The organism is Dactylosporangium sp. NPDC005572 (assembly GCF_040605515.1).
In the GTDB taxonomy this organism is placed as follows: Bacteria; Actinomycetota; Actinomycetes; order Mycobacteriales; family Micromonosporaceae; genus Dactylosporangium.
Window position 1 is genome coordinate 43,049 of record NZ_JBEXCY010000004.1, and the last position, 17,629, is coordinate 60,677.

Genomic DNA, 17,629 nt, shown 5'->3' on the forward strand with positions numbered 1-17,629 from the left:
CCAGCGGGGTGGATGCTGGGCGCGCTAAGGGCCAATAATGAGCCGAGTCACGTTGGGTAGCTTGCCACGCACGAGCCACCCGGGACAGGTGATTCCGAATTTTGAGATCGGAGGTGATCTGCTTCACGATTCACCCTGTTCGTCACGTACCTGTAACGAGCGCCGGGCAAGGTTGTTGTCAGTCCCGCTCGCGGGAGTTCTGATCACGGTTCGTGAGGAGGTGTTCGTTCGATGTCGATGCCGGCCCTGCCGCCGTATGCGCGGGACGTCGAGCTGAACCTCCGCTCCCTGCTCGACGGCGATCTGCTGACCGAGCAGCAGCTGTGGGGCGCCGCGCTCGCCTGCGCGATGACGACCCGCAGCGCGCCGACGATCCGCTGGGCCTTCTCGAACGTGAAGCCCGAGGTCGCCGCAGCCGCGCAGGCCGTCGCGTCGCGGATGGCGATCCACAATGTCTACTTCCGCGCCAAGCACCTCATCGGTGACGAGGCGTACCAGCACCTGCCGGCGCGGCTGCGCCGCCAGGTGACCTCCACGCCGGGCGTCCCCATGGTGGACACCGAGCTGTGGTCCGTTGCAGTATCCGCGATCACCGGGTGCGGGGTGTGCCTGGAATCGCACGAAAGATCACTTCGTGGTGCAGGGGTGTCCCGCGAAGTGATCGACGAGGTGTTGCGCGTCGCCGGAGTGATCCACTCCGTGGCGGTGACCCTCGAAACAGAGGCGGCTCTCGACTAAGGAGCTTTCCTCTTTGTACGGGTGTCGGAGTGGCGGCTCCGGCACCCGTACGCATTTCCCGGCCCTTCCATGCAACTTGCGCACAGAGTGTCTGCGTCGGTGCCCGGCGGGCGGTTACGGTTGTCGCTCAGAGCGGTGGCAGCCGGGACCCATGGGAGCACGATGATGGACGAAACGCAGGACGAGCCGCCGCTCGACCCACCGCTCGGCTGCGCCGACCCGCTGCTGTGGCGGGTCGCCCGGTCGCTGTACGAGGCGCACCGGCCGCGCACCGACAACTTCTGCGAGTGCCGCTCCTTCTGGCCGTGCCCGGACGCGCAGCTCGCCGAGGAGGCGCTGCAGCTGGCCTACGGCCGCCCGTCGCCGCGCACGAGCCGCCCGGGCCTGGGCCGCACGTCAAACCTGGGCCGCTGGTCCGCCTGACCCCTTCCACGCCCCTGCCGCCGTCCACCGCGCGCCCCCACAAGACCCACCCCGCCGCCGCGTCCCCGCAGCCCGTGCGACGGGTGTGGGCGTGCGCAGGCGAGGGGGCGCGCCCCTGGCGGAGCGCGCCCCCTCGAAATCGCGAAACTTACAGCACCCGGTGGACCCAGCCGTGCGTGTCGGCGGTCAGCCCGCGCTGGATGCCCACCAGCGTGTCGCGCAGCGACATGGTCACCTCGCCGGCCTTGCCGTCGGCCACGACGAACTCGCCGTCGCGGTCGCGGATCGTGCCGATCGGCGTGATCACGGCCGCGGTGCCGCAGGCGAACGCCTCCCGCAGCTTGCCGCTGCGGGCGTCGGCGCGCCACTGCTCGTACGAGTAGAGCTCCTCCCGCACGGTCAGGCCGCGGTCGCGGGCCAGGCGGATCACCGACTCGCGCGTGATGCCCGGCAGGATCGTGCCGGTCAGCGGCGGGGTGGTGATCGAACCGTCCTCGAACACGTAGAAGACGTTCATGCCGCCGAGCTCTTCGACGTAGCGCTGCTCGGCGGCGTCGAGGAACACCACCTGGTCGCAGCCGTGCTCGATCGCCTCCGCCTGGGCGACCAGGCTGGCGGCGTAGTTGCCGCCGCACTTCGCGGCGCCGGTGCCGCCGGTGGCGGCGCGGCTGTAGTCGCGGGAGACCCAGACGCTGACCGGCTGGACGCCGCCCTTGAAGTAGCTGCCGACCGGCGACGCGATGATCACGAAGAGGTACTCCGACGACGGCTTCACGCCGAGGAAGACCTCGCTCGCGTACTGGAACGGGCGCAGGTAGAGGCTGCCCTCCGGGTCGTCGGGGACCCAGTCGCGGTCGGTGCGGATGAGCGCGTCGAGCCCGTCGAGGAACAGCCGCTCCGGCACCGGCGCCATGGCCATCCGCTTCGCGGACGCGCGGAACCGGGCGGCGTTGGCGTCGGGGCGGAACATCGTCACGCCGCCGTCGGCCGACCGGTAGGCCTTCAGCCCCTCGAAGATCTCCTGCGCGTAGTGCAGGACCGCGGTGGCCGGGTCCATCGGGATCGGGGCGCGGGCCTCGACGCGGGCGTCATACCAGCCCTTCCCGTCCGCATAGCGGATGGTGACCATGTGGTCGGTGAAGATCCGCCCGAAGCCCGGGTTGGCCAGCAGCGCGGATCGCTCCGCGGCGGCTACCGGCGCCGGATTCGGTCGGATCTCGAAGTCGAGAGTTTCACCACCGCTCATGCGTACCTCCAACACGATGTCGGCACGCGAGAGCCCACGCGCCGTGCCTGCAACTTACCCGAACGGACGTTCAATCGGCAGCCGGCGCGGAACGGCGAGCGTGTTACGCCACCGCGGCGGCCAGGCGGTCACCGATCGCCTCGGTCGACAGCGCGGAGCCGGGCGTCCGCGCGGCGACCTCGGCGCCGACCGCCTCGGATACTCGCGCGGCGGCCTCGGGGTGGCCGAGGTGGTCGAGCAGCAGCGCCGTGGAGAGCACCGCGGCCGCCGGGTCGGCGACGCCCTTGCCGGCGATGTCCGGCGCCGAGCCGTGCACCGGCTCGAACATCGACGGGAACGCGCGCTCCGGGTTGATCGAACCGCTGGCGGCGAGCCCGATGCCGCCGGTGACCGCGGCGGCGATGTCGGTGAGGATGTCACCGAAGAGGTTGTCCGTGACGACCACGTCGTAGCGCTGCGGGTTGGTCACCAGGAACATGGCGGCCGCGTCGACGTGCTGATACTCGGTCTCGATCTCCGGGAACTCGCCCTTGACCGCGTTGAACGTGCGGGCCCACAGGCCGCCGGCGTGGGTCAGGACGTTGGTCTTGTGCACCAGCGTGACCTTGCGCCGCTCGCGCTTCTGCGCGCGGGCGAAGGCGTCGCGGATGACCCGCTCGACGCCGTGCCGGGTGTTGAGGCTCTCCTCGGTCGCGACCTCGGCGGCGGTGCCCGGGTGCAGGTTGCCGCCGGCGCCGACATAGAGGCCCTCGGTGCCCTCGCGCACCACGACGAGGTCGATCTCGCCGGCCTTCACGCCGGCCAGCGGGCTGGTCGTGCCGGGCCAAAGGCGGGAGGGGCGAAGGTTCACGTACTGGTCGAAGTCGAAGCGCAGCTTCAGCAGCAGCCCGCGCTCGAGCACGCCCGGCGGGACGCTCGGGTCGCCGACCGCGCCGAGCAGGATGGCGTCGTGGCCGCGCAGCTCGTCGAGCACGCTCTCGGGCAGCACCTCGCCGGTGCGGTTGTAGCGGGCCGCGCCGAGGTCGTAGTCGTTGGTCTCGACGCCCGGGAGCACGACGCGCAGCACCTTCAGCGCCTGCGCCACCACCTCGGTTCCGATACCGTCGCCGGCCACGACCGCGATCTTCGCCACCACTCGCCCCTTTCGTCAGACCCGCCTACGGTACGCGCTCGTCCTACGGATTGGACGGTTGTCCCGAAAGATGAGAGGGCGGGGAGCGCCGCCACGCTCCCCGCCCTCATGAGAGGAACGACTATTCGCCCGAAAGGTCGACCGTGCTCGCCGCCGTCGCGCCGATGGACAGCGCCGCGTCGTTGAGCAGATCCGCCTCCACCGCGTTGTCGACGGTCAGCGTCATGAGCGCCTCACCGCCGGCCTCGCGCCGGGCCACCTGCATCGCCGCGATGTTGACACCCGCCTTGCCGAGGATCGACCCGACCGTCCCGACGACGCCGGGCCGGTCCGCATAGCGGAAGAACAACAACACGCCTTCGGCCGCGAGCTCCAGGCTGAAGCCGTCGATCTCGGTGAGCTTCAGCGCCTCGCGCGGGCCGGCGACGTAGGTGCCGGATACCGAGGCTACCCGGCCGTCCGGGAGCGCTCCGCGCACGGTCACCAAGTTCGCGTGGTCGGTCGACTCGGTGAAGAGCGCGAGAGCCACCTCGACCCCGCGGTCGGCAGCCAGATGCGGTGCGTTCACATAGGTGACCTGGTCGGCGACAACACTGCTGAACAGGCCTTTCGTCGTCGCCAGCTTGAGCACCGAGACGTCGAGGTTGGCCACCTCGCCGTGCACCTCGACCGTCACGGACGAGGCGATGCCGCCGGCGACCGCGGTGAAGACCCGGCCGAGCTTCTCGGCCAGCGGGAGCAGTGGACGTACCTCCTCCGCCACCACGCCGCCGACCTGGACATTCACGGCATCCGGGACGAACTCGCCGTCGAGGGCCAGTTTCACGCTGCGCGCGACGGCCAGCCCCGCCTTGTCCTGCGCCTCCACGGTCGATGCCCCGAGGTGCGGGGTCGCGACCACGTTGTCGAACGCGAACAGCGGCGAGGCGACGCACGGCTCCTTCGCGAAGACGTCGACGCCGGCCCCGGCCACCCGGCCGTCGGCGAGCGCGTCGGCGAGCGCCTGCTCGTCGACCAGCCCGCCGCGGGCCGCGTTGATGATCCGCACGCCGGGCTTCACCAGCGTCAGCTCGCGCGCGCCGATGATCCCGACGGTCTCCGGCGTCTTCGGCAGGTGGATCGAGATGAAGTCGCTCTCCCGCAGCAGCTCGTCGAGGCCGAGCAGCCGCACGCCGAGCGAGGCGGCCCGCGCGGGCTGGATGTACGGGTCGTAGGCGACCAGCCGGACCCCGAACGCGGCCATGCGCTGGGCGAACAGCACCCCGATGCGGCCGAGCCCGACGACACCGACGGTTTTGCCGGACAGTTCGACGCCGGTGTACTTCGAGCGCTTCCACTCGCCGGCCTTGAGCGCGGACGACGCCGCGGCCGTGTTGCGCGCCACCGCGAGCAGCAGCGCGACGGCCTGCTCCGCGGCGGAGACGATGTTCGACGTGGGGGCATTGACGACCATGACGCCGCGGGCGGTGGCGGCCGGCACGTCGATGTTGTCCAGGCCGACGCCGGCACGGGCGACGACCTTCAGCCGCGGCGCGGCGGAGACCGCCTCGGCGTCGATCTGGGTGGCGCTGCGGACGATCACGGCGCTGGCGTCGGCCAGGCCTTCCAGGAGCGCGGGCCGGTCGGTGCCGTCGATGTGACGGACCTCGTAGTCGTCGGCGAGCACCTCCAGGGCGGCGGGGGCGAGCTCCTCGGCGATCAGCACCACCGGGCGGTCAGGAGGGAGGGGCATGTGCGGTCCTCGGCTCTCTGCTGTGCGGCTGGCGTCGGCGCGTGGAGCGCAGCACTGCACGCCACGCGGAGAAGACGGCGACGGGGCCGGGCGGGCGGCCTCTTCCGGCGATCGTAGGCCCGGCGGTCCAACCGGCTCGCCCCCGTGCGGACGTGAGCGCCGTCACAGCACTCGTCCGGGTACCGCTGTCAAAGACCTGACCGGGCGGGGCTGAACCCGGCGCCCACGCGCAGCCGTGTCCCCGGGCATCGGCACGACCCATCCGCACATGGCGAGGAGAACCGAGGATGAGCGAGTACTACGACGGCGGCCACGACGGCGGCTACGAGGCGGGCCACGAGGGCCACGAGACCTACGAGGCGCCGGCCTACGACCACGTCGAGGAGAAGGTGCAGGAGATCGTCGAGCGCATCGAGGAGCACTTCGAGCAGTACGACGGCAAGGACGACGCCTACGCCGACGAGCACAAGGGCGAGTACAAGGACGAGGAGTACAAGGGCGACGCCTACGCCTCGGACGACTACAAGGGCGACGACTACAAGAACGAGGACTACAAGGGCGAGTACGACGCCCAGCAGCCCTACGTGCGCTCCTGATCGCAGCGGTCAGGGAAAGAGCACGGCCCCGGGACGGGGCCGTGCTCTTTTGGCGTTCGGCTAGGCGGCGCGGTCCGCGTTCGCGTGGATCGCGTCCCGGATGTACTGCGCGAGACCCGGGTGGTCGGTGTCGTAGTTGGCGGTGAACCGCGGGTCCGCCACGTACATGTCACCGAGCCCGCGCTGGGTCTCGTAGGAGCAGTCGTAGAACCACCGGCTGATGTGCTGCCGGTGCTCCTCGGCGAGGGCTCGGGCCCGGTCGCTGTCGGCCGGGACGCCGCCGGTGAAGGCCGCGATGAAGCCCTCCGTGTTCGCCGCGGCCTCGGCTTTGATCCGCTCCCAGTCCTGCTTGGTGTACCGCGCGGCGCGCCGCGCCGACTCCTTGTAGGCGTCGGTCTGGCCCCAGCGCTGCTCGGCCTCCTCGGCGTACTGGTCGGGGTCGAAGTCGCCGAAGACCTCGCGCTTCTCGTCCGGTGTCAGGTTCGTCGTCATGCCAAGAAGCGTGGAGTCTCCAGCCGCAGGAGAGTCAAGGCCCCCGCGGCGAACCGCGGGGGCCTTGTCAACTACGGGACGATCAGGCCGTCTCGGTGATGGGCCGGTCGACCCAGCTCATCATCGAGCGCAGCTTCTTGCCGGTCTCCTCGATCGGGTGGCTGGCACCCTGCTCGCGGTACTTGGTGAAGTTGGGGCGGCCGGCGTCGTCCTCGGCGATCCACTCGCGGGCGAACTCGCCCGACTGGATCTCGGCGAGGATGCGCTTCATCTCCTCCTTGGTCCGGGCGTCGACGACGCGCGGGCCGCGGGTGTAGTCGCCGTACTCGGCGGTGTCGGAGACGCTGTACCGCATGCGGGCGATGCCGCCCTCGTACATGAGGTCGACGATCAGCTTCAGCTCGTGGAGGCACTCGAAGTACGCGACCTCGGGGGCGTAGCCCGCCTCGGTGAGCACCTCGAAGCCGGTCTGCACCAGCGCCGAGGCGCCGCCGCAGAGCACCGCCTGCTCGCCGAACAGGTCGGTCTCCGTCTCCTCCTTGAACGTCGTGCGGATCGCGCCGGCGCGCGTGCCGCCGATGCCCGCCGCGTAGGCGAGGGCGAGGGCGAACGCGTTGCCGCTGGCGTCCTGCTCGACGGCCACCAGGCAGGGCACGCCCTTGCCGTCGACGAACTGGCGGCGGACCAGGTGACCCGGGCCCTTCGGCGCGACCATCGCCACGTCGACGTCCGCCGGCGGGGTGATGAAGCCGTACCGGATGTTCAGTCCGTGGCCGAAGAGGAGCGCCTTGCCGGCGGTCAGGTGCGGGGCGACCGAATCGGCGTAGAGCGACCGCTGGGCGGTGTCGGGCGCCAGGATCATGATCACGTCCGCCTCGGCGGAGGCCTCGGCCGGCGTCAGCACGCGCAGCCCCTGCTCCTCAGCCTTCGCACGGCTCTTCGACCCCTCGGGCAGGCCGACGCGGACGTCGACGCCGGAGTCGCGCAGCGACAGCGCGTGGGCGTGGCCCTGGCTGCCGTAGCCGAGCACGGCGACCTTGCGGCCCTGGATCAACGACAGGTCGGCGTCGTCGTCGTAGTACACCTCGGCGGGCATTGCTTGTCCTTTCAGAGTTCCTGTCAAAGTTTCAGGATGCGGCGCGAAGCGCCGGGCCGGTCGTGATGGAGCGGGAACCGCGGCCGATGGCCACGACGCCGGACTGGACCATTTCCTTGATACCGAACGGCTCCAGGTCACGAAGCAGCGCGTCCAGCTTTTCCGACGTTCCCGTGGCCTCGATCGTGAGCGCGTCCGGGGAGACGTCGACCACACGGGCGCGGAACAGCTGCACGGTCTCCAGGACCTGCGAGCGCACCGGTCGCTCCGCGCGCACCTTCACCAGCAGCAGCTCGCGCTGCACGCTCGCGTTGGTGTCGAGCTCGACGATCTTCAGGACCTGCACCAGCTTGTTGAGCTGCTTGGTGACCTGCTCCAGCGGTGAGTCTTCCGCGTTGACCACGATCGTCATTCGGGAGACCTCAGGGTGCTCGGTCTCGCCGACGGCCAGGGAGTCGATGTTGAAGCCACGCCGGGCGAACAGCCCGGCGACCCGGGCCAGTATGCCGGGCTTGTTCTCCACCAGAACCGAAAGGGTGTGCTTGGTCATCAGACGTCGTCCTTGTCGAACGTGGGCGCGACGCCGCGCGCGAACATGATTTCGTCGTTGCTCGTGCCGGCGGCGACCATCGGCCACACCATGGCGTCCTTGCCGACCACGAAGTCGATGACGACCGGCTGGTCGGTCACCCGCATCGCGGCCTCGATCGTGGCGTCGACGTCCTGCTTGTTCTCGCAGCGCAGGCCGACGCAGCCGAGCGCGTCGGCCAGCTTCACGAAGTCGGGGATCCGGTGCTTGTGGGTGCCGAGCTCGGTGTTGGAGTACCGCTCGTCGTAGAACAGCGTCTGCCACTGCCGGACCATGCCGAGGTTGCCGTTGTTGATCACGGCGACCTTGATCGGGATGCCCTCCAGCGCGCAGGTGGCCAGCTCCTGGTTGGTCATCTGGAAGCAGCCGTCGCCGTCGATCGCCCACACGACCTTGTCGGGCATGCCGACCTTCGCGCCCATCGCGGCCGGGACCGCGTAGCCCATGGTCCCGAGCCCGCCGGAGTTGAGCCAGGTGGCCGGGTGCTCGTACTTCACGAACTGGGCGGCCCACATCTGGTGCTGCCCGACGCCGGCGGTGTAGATGGCCTCCGGCCCGACGATGGCGCCGATCCGTTCGATGACGTACTGCGGGGAGAGCGTCCCGTCGGCCGGCTCCTCGTAGCCCAGCGGGTAGCGCTGGCGGATGTCGTCGAGGGTCGCCCACCAGTCGGTCAGGCTCGCCTGGTGCCCGGCGTTGTTCTCCGTCGTGACGGCCGCGATCAGCTCCTCGATGACGTGCTTGGCGTCACCGACGATCGGCACGTCGGCGGTCCGGTTCTTGCCGATCTCCGCCGGGTCGATGTCGGCGTGGATGATCTGCGCGTTCGGCGCGAACGTGGACAACTCGCCGGTGACCCGGTCGTCGAACCGCGCGCCCAGGGCGATGAGCAGGTCCGACTTCTGCAGCGCGTAGACGGCGCCGACCGAGCCGTGCATGCCCGGCATGCCCAGGTGCTGCGGGTGCGAGTCGGGGAACGCGCCGCGGGCCATCAGCGTGGTGACCACCGGGGCGCCGGTCAGCTCGGCCAGCTTCCGCAGCACCTCCGAGGCGCCGGCCTTGATGACGCCGCCGCCGACGTAGAGCACCGGCCGCTTCGCGTTGACGATCAGCCGGGCGGCCTCGCGGATCTGCTTGCCGTGCGGGTGCATGGTCGGGTGGTACCCGGGCAGCTCCATCGTCGGCGGCCACTTGAAGGTCGCCTTCTTCTGCAGCACGTCCTTGGGGATGTCGACGAGGACCGGGCCCGGCCGGCCGGTCGAGGCCAGGTGGAACGCCTCCAGCAGGACGCGCGGCAGCTCCTCACCCGACTTGACCAGGTAGTTGTGCTTCGTGATCGGCAGCGTGATGCCGGCGATGTCCGCCTCCTGGAAGGCGTCCGTGCCGATCGAGCCGGAGGCGACCTGGCCGGTGATCGCGACCATGGCGACGGAGTCCATGTAGGCGTCGGCGATCGGGGTCACCAGGTTCGTCGCGCCCGGGCCGGAGGTCGCCATGCAGACGCCGACCTTGCCCGTGGCCTGCGCGTAGCCGGTCGCCGCGTGCCCGGCGCCCTGCTCGTGCCGGACGAGGATGTGGCGGACGGCCTCCGAGTCGAACAGCGGGTCGTACGCCGGAAGGATCGCGCCGCCCGGGATGCCGAAGACGACGTCCGCGCCGAGCTGCTCGAGCGAGCGCACCAGGATCTGGGCGCCGGTGAGCAGTTCCTCCGCCGGACGGACTACCGGCTTGGCGGCCTTCTCGGTCGCCCCCGAGGCCGGCGTCGCGGTGCCGGAGGAGGCCGGAGGCGTCGGATGTGCTCGGTGGGCGAGGACTTCAGGCGTGGGTCTCGTCATCGCAGTTCGCACTTTCGCTCGAAGGTGTCTTGGTTATCGGCCCCGGACATGAAAAAACCCCACGTGCGATGCACGGGGGGCTAGCGCGCTGACGGCATGCGTCGGCGCGCTAGATGATAAGTACTCGGAGCGACCTCGACGACATGCTCGCCATGCTGCCCCATCTCACGGCCTGAGTCAACCGATCCCACGATCCGGACCGTGTCATGCTGACAGGTATGCCCGAGCTGCGGTCTAGGACCTCCACTTCTGGTCGCAACATGGCCGGTGCCCGCGCCCTCTGGCGCGCCACCGGCATGACCGACGACGACTTCGGCAAGCCGATCGTCGCTATCGCCAACAGTTTCACGCAGTTCGTGCCGGGCCATGTCCACCTGCGCAATCTCGGGATGATCGTGGCTGACACGGTCGCCGAGGCAGGCGGGGTCGCCAAGGAGTTCAACACCATCGCCGTCGACGACGGCATCGCCATGGGCCACGGCGGGATGCTCTACTCGCTGCCCAGCCGCGAGCTCATCGCCGACGCCGTCGAGTACATGGTGCAGGCGCACTGCGCCGACGCCCTCGTGTGCATCTCCAACTGCGACAAGATCACGCCCGGCATGCTGCTCGCCGCGCTCCGCCTCAACATCCCCACCGTGTTCGTCTCCGGCGGCCCCATGGAGGCCGGCAAGACGATCGCGATCGAGGGCGTGGTCCACGAGAAGGACGCGAAGCTCGACCTCATCGACGCGATGATCGCGTCAGCCAACGAAGCCGTCACGGACGAGCAGCTCGGCCAGATCGAGCGCTCCGCCTGCCCGACGTGCGGCTCCTGCTCCGGCATGTTCACCGCCAACTCGATGAACTGCCTCACCGAGGCCATCGGCCTCGCCCTGCCCGGCAACGGCTCCGCGCTGGCCACCCACGCCGCGCGCCGCGCGCTCTTCGAGCGGGCCGGGACGCTCATCGTCGACCTCTGCAAGCGGTACTACGAGCAGGACGACGCCGGGGTCCTCCCCCGCGCGATCGCCTCCCGTGCGGCGTTCGAGAACGCGGTCGCCCTCGACGTCGCGATGGGCGGCTCGACCAACACCGTCCTGCACCTGCTCGCCGCCGCCCGCGAGGCCGAGGTGGACTTCTCCGTCGCCGACATCGACGGCATCTCGCGCCGCGTGCCGTGTCTGGCCAAGGTGGCGCCGAACACCCAGAAGTACCACATGGAAGACGTCCACCGGGCGGGCGGCATCCCCGCCATCATGGGCGAGCTCGACCGGGGCGGCCTGCTCAACCGCGACGTGTCCAGCGTCCACGCCGCGACGCTCGACCAGTGGCTGGCGGAGTGGGACATCCGGGGCGGCAAGGCCTCGGACGCCGCGATCGAACTGTTCCATGCCGCCCCCGGCGGGGTCCGCACGACGGAGCCGTTCTCGACGACGAACCGGTGGAGCTCGCTCGACACCGACGGCGCCGGGGGCTGCATCCGCTCGGTCGAGCACGCCTACTCGGCCGACGGCGGCCTCGCGATCCTGTTCGGCAACATCGCGCCGGACGGCTGCGTGGTCAAGACCGCCGGCGTGCCGGAGGAGAACCTCACGTTCCGCGGCCCGGCCCGCGTGTTCGAGTCGCAGGACGCGGCCGTCGAGGGCATCCTCGGCAAGGTCGTGGCCGAGGGCGACGTCGTGGTGATCCGCTACGAGGGACCCCGCGGCGGCCCCGGCATGCAGGAGATGCTGTACCCGACGTCGTTCCTGAAGGGCCGCGGCCTGGGCCGCAAGTGCGCCCTGATCACCGACGGGCGCTTCTCCGGCGGTACCTCCGGGCTCTCCATCGGCCACATCTCGCCCGAGGCGGCGGGCGGCGGTCTCATCGCCCTGGTCGAGGAGGGCGACATCATCGAGATCGACATCCCGAACCGGTCGATCGAGCTGGCGGTGCCCGAGGACGAGTTGCAGGCCCGCCGGGTCGCCCAGGACAAGCGCGAGCGGCCGTACACCCCGGCCGACCGCGAGCGCCCGGTGTCCGCGGCCCTGCGTGCGTACGCGTCGATGGCCACCTCGGCGAGCGACGGAGCCTACCGAAAGGTGCCGTGAGTTTTCGGGCGGGCGAACTCCCCGGTGCGTCGACTATCATCTGCGGGGTAACCGCGACTGGCGCATTTCAAGGTGGAACCGACCACCGGGGAGCTTCCTAGCATCGCTGGCACCGCGCGCCTGGGTGTCTCGATCGGCGTATGCCAGGAGGTGGCCCATGCACGTTCCCGCGCTCAATGCCCTCACCCAGGCCGATCCCGAGCTGGCCGCCCTCATCCAGGGCGAGACCGAGCGGCAGCACGACACCCTGCGGATGATCGCCTCGGAGAACTACGTCTCCCCGGCCGTCCTCGAGGCGACCGGCACCGTCCTCACGAACAAGTACTCCGAGGGCTACCCCGGCAAGCGGTATTACGAGGGCCAGCGGTTCATCGACCCGATCGAGGAGCTGGCGATCGCCCGGGCCCGTGCCCTGTTCGGCGTCGACCACGCCAACGTCCAGCCGTACTCGGGCTCGCCGGCCAACCTGGCCGTGTACATGGCCCTGGCCAAGCCGGGCGACACCGTCATGGGTATGGCGCTGCCGATGGGCGGCCACCTGACCCACGGCTGGCCGGTGTCGGCGACGGGCGCCTGGTTCCGCCCCGTGCAGTACACGGTCCGCCGCTCCGACGGCCGCATCGACTTCGATGAGGTGCGCGACATCGCCCTCCGCGAACGGCCGAAGATCATTTTCTCCGGCGGTACCGCCATCCCGCGCACGATCGACTTCCCGCGCTTCGCCGAGATCGCCCGCGAGGTCGGCGCGGTCCTGGTCGCCGACATCGCCCACATCGCGGGCCTGATCGCCGGCGGCGCCCACCCGTCCCCGGTCGGCCACGCCGAGGTCATCTCCACCACCACCCACAAGACCCTCCGCGGCCCGCGCGGCGCCATGCTCATGTCCGACGAGCAGCACGCCAAGGCCCTCGACAAGGCGGTCTTCCCGGGCCTGCAGGGCGGCCCGCACAACCACACCACCGCGGGCATCGCCGTGGCCCTGGCCGAGGCGTCGACCCTTTCGTTCCAGGCGTACGCCCACCAGATCGTCGCGAACGCCAAGGCCCTGGCGGCGGCGCTGCTCGACCGCGGCTTCGACCTGGTCTCGGGCGGCACCGACAACCACCTGATCCTGCTGGACCTGACGGGCAAGAACATCGGCGGCAAGCCGGCGGCGCGCGCCCTGGACCGGGCGGGCATCGAAACGAACTACAACACGGTCCCGTACGACACCCGTAAGCCCTTCGACCCGTCCGGCGTCCGCCTGGGCACTCCCGCCCTGACCACGCGCGGCCTGACCGAGTCGGAGATGCCCCAGGTGGCCGACTGGATCTCCCGCGCCGTGGACGCCGCGACCAAGAACGACGACCCGGCCCTGGACACCATCGCGGGCGAGGTCCGCGACCTCCTGAAGAACTACCCGATGCCCGGCTGGAAGTAGCTGTTCCCGGGGCCGTCCCGTGACCGACTGCGGGACGGCCCCATTGCTGAGGCCTGTCCCGGGCCGCTCCTGGCTGACCCCGGCCGCGCTACTTGCGCCGGAGGAACCGCCGAGAGCGGCCCTCGTTCTCCCCAGGCTCTTCGTCGAGATTCAACTCGAGCGGCTTGACGTCATCGTCGAGCCGCGAGAAGTCCGCCCGCCGCCGCTGCTCGGGCACGGCAGACCGCTCCGACTCCCCACGCTCGTCCCGCTCCCGCCGCTGCACTCGCGCCGCCGCGGCCTGCTCCGAGGTGAACTCCCCACTGGGATCACTCACGTAACTGGACGTCGGATCGGTGGCCCAGGCCGGCCGCCCACCCGCGCGAGCCCCGGACTCGTCGCCGCCGTTCCGCCCTTCCCGCCGATCCCAGGCGGTGGTGGCCCCACCGGCCCAGTCCTCACCGGCAGCACCCTGAGCCGCCACGGGAGGTTCGGCCCCGGCGGCCGCCCGCCGATCGTCGGCGTTCCCGCCCTTCTTCCGCCCCCAACGCGACCGCTTCTCCTTCTCGGGAGCGGCCTCCTCGGCTTTCGGCGCCGGCGCACTGTCCCACCAGTCGGGCCCGTCGCCGCCTCCTAGGTTGCCCCCGGTGCCGGCGGTTGCGTCGGCGGCAGCAAAACCCCCGTCCGTGGCAGCAGGCCCTGAGGAACGGCCCGCACCGCGAGCCTCGCCCCCACGAGACACCTCGGAGCGGGATTCACCCGCACGAGACGCCTCGGATCGGAACGACTCACCGGTCCGGGAAGGCTCACCGCGGAACGCCTCGCCCACGCGGGACGGCTCACCGCCGAACGGGTCGGCCGCGCGGGACGGCTCACCGCCGAACGGGTCACCGGCGCGGGGCGCCTCGGCCCGGAAGGACTCACCCGTCCGGGACGGCTCACCGCCGAACCGGTCGGCCGCACGGGACGGCTCACCGCCGAACGATTCGCCCGAACGGGACGGGTCGGCACGGAACGGGTCGACCGCACGGGACGCCTCGCTCGAACGCGACCGCTCGGTGCGGAACGGCTCGCCATGGAAAGGCTCGGCCGGGCGGGGCAGATCAGATCGGAACGGCTCGGTACGGGACAGCCGATCGCTGGACGGCTCGCTGGCGAAAGGCTGGTCGCGGGGCGGATCGTCGTACGACCCGCGGCCCGGCGGCGACCCCCGCTCGGCCCGGCCGGCGTCGACCGGCGGCTGGCCGCCGTCGACCGGCAGTTGGCCGGCGTCGCGCCGGCGGGTCGGGCGGGCATCGGACTCGGAGCCCCACGAGCGCCGCAGGTCGAGCGGCTTGGCGACCAGCTCCGGCGCAGCATCGTCGAACAGGCTCCCGGTGAACGCCGGCCGCCCCCCGGGCCGCCCACCCGGCGAAACCGGCACAGAAGACACCGGCGGGGACGAAACCGGCGCCGACGACCCGGTTCCGGACGAACCGGATCCGGACGAACCGGATCCGGACGAAACAGGCGCAGAGGAGACCGGCGTTGCCGAGGCCGGCGCGGACGAGGCCAGGGCGGACGAAGCGGGCGTGGAGGAGATCGGCGCCGTCGGGATCGGCCCTGGTGAGGACGAGGTAGACGAGGACGACCAGGACGAGTCGATCGGGTCGGATGGTGCGTGGTCGTCGCGCGTACGGTTCCGCCACCGGTCCAGGAACGACCCACCATTGGGGACGACCGAGTCGGCCGAGCTGTCAGCGGACACGCGATCCGAGGACGCCCAGTCCGATGATGACCAGTCCGAGGAGTCCTGGGAGTGGGACGCGGCCGGCACCGGGTCGGGTTCTGCGGTCGATCGCCAGCCCGAGCGACCATCGGCGGAGTCCGGCAGCGGCCACGGCGGCGTCTGCGCGGAGCTCGGGCCGGCCGTGGACGACGCCGGCTCCGACCGGGGACGCCACGTGGAGCCCTCGGTCAACGGGTCAGGAAGCGACGGCTCGGCCCGCGACGAAGACGACAGCGACGCCGGATCGAGACGGGAGTGACGGCTCGCAGACGGTTCCGCCCGCGACTCCCGGCTCGACGACGAACCCAGCGCATCCGAACCCGACGACGAGGCGTCAGCGCGAGACTCCCAGCTCGCCGCAGCGGGCTCGGTCCGGGACTCCCAACTCGCCGCAGCGGGCTCGGTGCGGGAGTCCCGGCTCGGCGGAGCGGAGTCGGTGCGGGAGTCCCAACTCGGCGTAGCGGAATCGGTGCGGGAGTCCCAACTCGGCGTAGCGGAATCGGTGCTGGGCTCCCAGCGCGGCGAGGCGGTTTCGGTGCGGGGTTCCCGGGTCGGTGGCGTGGTGCTCGGGCGGGGTTCCCAGGAGGGCGACGAGGAGTCGGTCTCGTAGCTCACCGGGAAGCCGTCCACCGCGCTTGACCAGCGTGAGGGTTCGTCGGGGACGACGGGCACCGAGTACTCGCCCGGGGAGGAGTCCCAGCGGTCCGAGGACGCCGAGCTCGTCGCGGGCGCGTCCGCGGAGAAGGACGACCAGCGGTCGACCGGGTCCGTGGCGGGCGGCGGGTCCGTCGGAAGGTCCGGGGTCTCGCGGGCGCGGCGGCGGCGGCCGATGCGCGATGTCTCGCCCGACGGCGAGTCGTCGGAGAACCGGCGACCGCCAGAGGCGGCCGGCGAATCCGAAGACCCCGACAGCAACGAGTCGTCCGGGAAACGGCGGCCGGCTGGCGAATCCGACGACCCTGACCGCAACGAGTCGTCCGACAAACGGCGACCAGCCGGAGAATCCGAAGACCCCGACAGCAGCGGATCGTCCGAGAAACGGCGAGCAGCGGGAGCGTCCGGCGAGTCCGAAGTCGCGGACGGCAGCGGGTCGTCCCACGAGCGGCGGGCGGGCGGCGGGTCGTCGGAGAAGCGGCGCGCCGGGGGCGCGGGAGCGTCCGGCGGGGTGGACACCGACGGGTCGTCCGCCGCCCATGCGGCCAGCCGGCTGGCCGAGTCGGAGTCCCAGCTGCCCACCAGCTCGCGGGTCGAGCGGGCCTCCCAGGACTCCGGACCCGGCTCCGGGTCGGCTTGGCCAGCCGTGCGGGACTCGGAGCGGAGGCCGGTGGTCGGGCCCAGGCGGTCGCGGATCGATCCGTCGTCCTCGAAGTCGGCGGTCGGGGGCGAGGACGGGTCGGCGGGGTCGAAGGACGCCGAGGACGGGCGGGCCGTGCGGGCGCGGAGGCGGTCGCGGAGGGTGCCCGGGGCCTCGGGCTCCTTGCCCAGGGCCGCGGCGAACGCCGCGTCGGCCACCGCGACCAGCGGCTGCTGGCCCGTGGACCCGTCGCGGCCGAACGTGCGGGCCAGCGGGGACGGCTCGGGGAGCTGGTTGCCGGCGGCCAGGACCAGGAGGCGCTCCATGACCGGGATGTCGACCCGATACGGCTCGGCGGAGAGCCAGTGGCCCACGGACTCGACCAGCTCGCCGGCGTGGACGAGCTGGAGGTGCTCGCCGGGGGCGACCGAGATGAGCAGCTTCTCGCTCGCCTCGCCGCGCGACGGGGCGATGACCAGGTAGCCACGGACCATGGCGCCGACCTTGCCCAGCTGGCGGCGCCAGGTGTGCAGCTCGGCGGCCAGGCCGTCGATGTCCTCGGAGCCCGGCACGAACAGGCGGCCGCCGCGCAGGACCTGGCCGGAGGCGTCCATCGAGAACTCGCCGTTGGGCCAGACGGTGGGCAGGAACAGCGCGACGCGGCGGCCCGCGACGACGAGGTGGGTGCAGCCGCCCTCGCCGAGCGCGAAGAAGCGGGCGGACGGCAGCGCCTCCAGCTCCTTGAGCCGGGGCAGGTGGTCGTCGGGCTCGCCCCACCAGCGGCGGCCGCTGACGGCCTCGTCGATGGCGGCGCGGGCGAGCCGGCGGGCGTCGAGCATGAGCGCGGACACGAACGCCCCGCCGAGCGGGACGACGAAGGCCAGGTTGATGCCGATGAACTGGAGCACGCCGACCACGTCGAACCAACCGTCGGGCAGCCAGGCGCTGGTGGTGAGGCCCCACACGACGGCGCCGGCGGCGACGGTCAGGATCGCGAACAGCGGGAAGCCGCGCAGCGTCAGCACCACGACGCCGGCGAGCGCCACGACGGCGAGCCCGCCCCAGAGGATGCTGAGCTCCTTGACGCCCCAGCCGGCGACGGCGAGCGACACCAGCGTCGCCAGGGCGAGCAGCGCGCCGGCCAGCAGGCCGGTCGGGCGCACCCCGACGCGGCGGCTGCTCTTGACTCCGGCGGCCCAGGAATTGGTCGTCAAAGT

13 protein-coding genes are annotated in these 17,629 nt (G+C 71.4%); 5 read left to right on the top strand and 8 right to left on the bottom strand.

Features of this window, described 5'->3' with window-relative positions; translation table 11 throughout:
- Positions 1-237 precede the first annotated feature (237 nt).
- Together ABZS66_RS03345 and ABZS66_RS03350 are read left to right on the top strand one after the other, a co-directional pair.
- Positions 238-738 (top strand): carboxymuconolactone decarboxylase family protein, encoded by a 501-nt coding sequence (locus ABZS66_RS03345; protein ID WP_354754656.1) that lies wholly within the window; start codon positions 238-240, stop codon positions 736-738.
- 165 nt (positions 739-903) lie between these two features.
- On the top strand, positions 904-1,161 hold the full coding sequence (locus ABZS66_RS03350) for a hypothetical protein (protein ID WP_354754658.1): 258 nt from the start codon (positions 904-906) through the stop codon (positions 1,159-1,161).
- A gap of 148 nt (positions 1,162-1,309) precedes the next feature.
- On the opposite strand, the gene ABZS66_RS03355 is transcribed toward ABZS66_RS03350, so the two are convergent.
- From ABZS66_RS03355 to serA, 3 genes are all read right to left on the bottom strand, one after another.
- Positions 1,310-2,407, bottom strand: a complete 1,098-nt coding sequence (locus tag ABZS66_RS03355) for a branched-chain amino acid aminotransferase (RefSeq protein WP_354754660.1) — start codon at positions 2,405-2,407, stop codon at positions 1,310-1,312.
- A 103-nt stretch (positions 2,408-2,510) separates the two neighbouring features.
- On the bottom strand, positions 2,511-3,539 hold the full coding sequence (locus ABZS66_RS03360; protein ID WP_354754662.1) for a 3-isopropylmalate dehydrogenase: 1,029 nt from the start codon (positions 3,537-3,539) through the stop codon (positions 2,511-2,513).
- 121 nt (positions 3,540-3,660) lie between these two features.
- Complete coding sequence (gene serA / locus ABZS66_RS03365) at positions 3,661-5,271, bottom strand: phosphoglycerate dehydrogenase (RefSeq protein WP_354754664.1); 1,611 nt, start codon at positions 5,269-5,271, stop codon at positions 3,661-3,663.
- A gap of 287 nt (positions 5,272-5,558) precedes the next feature.
- On the opposite strand from serA, the gene ABZS66_RS03370 reads away from it, so the two are divergent.
- Positions 5,559-5,867 (top strand): hypothetical protein, encoded by a 309-nt coding sequence (locus tag ABZS66_RS03370; RefSeq protein WP_354754666.1) that lies wholly within the window; start codon positions 5,559-5,561, stop codon positions 5,865-5,867.
- Between the two features lie 60 nt (positions 5,868-5,927).
- Here ABZS66_RS03370 and ABZS66_RS03375 read toward each other — a convergent pair whose 3' ends face one another.
- The 4 genes from ABZS66_RS03375 to ABZS66_RS03390 all read right to left on the bottom strand — a co-directional run bounded on the left by ABZS66_RS03375 (position 5,928) and on the right by ABZS66_RS03390 (position 9,879).
- A complete protein-coding gene (locus ABZS66_RS03375; protein WP_354754667.1) occupies positions 5,928-6,359 on the bottom strand; it encodes a TipAS antibiotic-recognition domain-containing protein in 432 nt (143 codons plus the stop codon).
- Positions 6,360-6,441: 82 nt separating this feature from the next.
- Positions 6,442-7,455 (bottom strand): ketol-acid reductoisomerase, encoded by a 1,014-nt coding sequence (gene ilvC / locus ABZS66_RS03380; RefSeq protein ID WP_354754668.1) that lies wholly within the window; start codon positions 7,453-7,455, stop codon positions 6,442-6,444.
- A 31-nt stretch (positions 7,456-7,486) separates the two neighbouring features.
- Complete coding sequence (ilvN, locus tag ABZS66_RS03385; protein ID WP_354754669.1) at positions 7,487-8,005, bottom strand: acetolactate synthase small subunit; 519 nt, start codon at positions 8,003-8,005, stop codon at positions 7,487-7,489.
- The gene (locus ABZS66_RS03390) at positions 8,005-9,879 is read right to left on the bottom strand and encodes an acetolactate synthase large subunit (protein ID WP_354754670.1); all 1,875 of its coding nucleotides are present in this window, start codon (positions 9,877-9,879) and stop codon (positions 8,005-8,007) included. Before ABZS66_RS03390 ends, ilvN begins: the two co-directional genes overlap by 1 nt.
- Positions 9,880-10,097: 218 nt before the next feature.
- On the opposite strand from ABZS66_RS03390, the gene ilvD reads away from it, so the two are divergent.
- Both ilvD and glyA read left to right on the top strand, forming a co-directional pair.
- Complete coding sequence (ilvD, locus tag ABZS66_RS03395; protein ID WP_354754672.1) at positions 10,098-11,951, top strand: dihydroxy-acid dehydratase; 1,854 nt, start codon at positions 10,098-10,100, stop codon at positions 11,949-11,951.
- Positions 11,952-12,108: 157 nt separating this feature from the next.
- Positions 12,109-13,371, top strand: a complete 1,263-nt coding sequence (gene glyA / locus ABZS66_RS03400; protein ID WP_354754674.1) for a serine hydroxymethyltransferase — start codon at positions 12,109-12,111, stop codon at positions 13,369-13,371.
- Between the two features lie 88 nt (positions 13,372-13,459).
- Here glyA and ABZS66_RS03405 read toward each other — a convergent pair whose 3' ends face one another.
- On the bottom strand, positions 13,460-17,626 hold the full coding sequence (locus ABZS66_RS03405) for a hypothetical protein (RefSeq protein ID WP_354754675.1): 4,167 nt from the start codon (positions 17,624-17,626) through the stop codon (positions 13,460-13,462).
- Positions 17,627-17,629 lie beyond the last annotated feature (3 nt).

Coding starts and splice junctions, on each gene's coding strand:
- ilvN (WP_354754669.1), bottom strand. CDS start 8,005: ATGACCAAGCACACCCTTTCGGTTCTGGTGGAGAACAAGCCCGGCATA.
- ilvD (WP_354754672.1), top strand. CDS start 10,098: ATGCCCGAGCTGCGGTCTAGGACCTCCACTTCTGGTCGCAACATGGCC.
- ilvC (WP_354754668.1), bottom strand. CDS start 7,455: ATGCCCGCCGAGGTGTACTACGACGACGACGCCGACCTGTCGTTGATC.
- ABZS66_RS03390 (WP_354754670.1), bottom strand. CDS start 9,879: ATGACGAGACCCACGCCTGAAGTCCTCGCCCACCGAGCACATCCGACG.
- ABZS66_RS03355 (WP_354754660.1), bottom strand. CDS start 2,407: ATGAGCGGTGGTGAAACTCTCGACTTCGAGATCCGACCGAATCCGGCG.
- ABZS66_RS03350 (WP_354754658.1), top strand. CDS start 904: ATGGACGAAACGCAGGACGAGCCGCCGCTCGACCCACCGCTCGGCTGC.
- glyA (WP_354754674.1), top strand. CDS start 12,109: ATGCACGTTCCCGCGCTCAATGCCCTCACCCAGGCCGATCCCGAGCTG.
- serA (WP_354754664.1), bottom strand. CDS start 5,271: ATGCCCCTCCCTCCTGACCGCCCGGTGGTGCTGATCGCCGAGGAGCTC.
- ABZS66_RS03345 (WP_354754656.1), top strand. CDS start 238: ATGCCGGCCCTGCCGCCGTATGCGCGGGACGTCGAGCTGAACCTCCGC.
- ABZS66_RS03375 (WP_354754667.1), bottom strand. CDS start 6,359: ATGACGACGAACCTGACACCGGACGAGAAGCGCGAGGTCTTCGGCGAC.
- ABZS66_RS03370 (WP_354754666.1), top strand. CDS start 5,559: ATGAGCGAGTACTACGACGGCGGCCACGACGGCGGCTACGAGGCGGGC.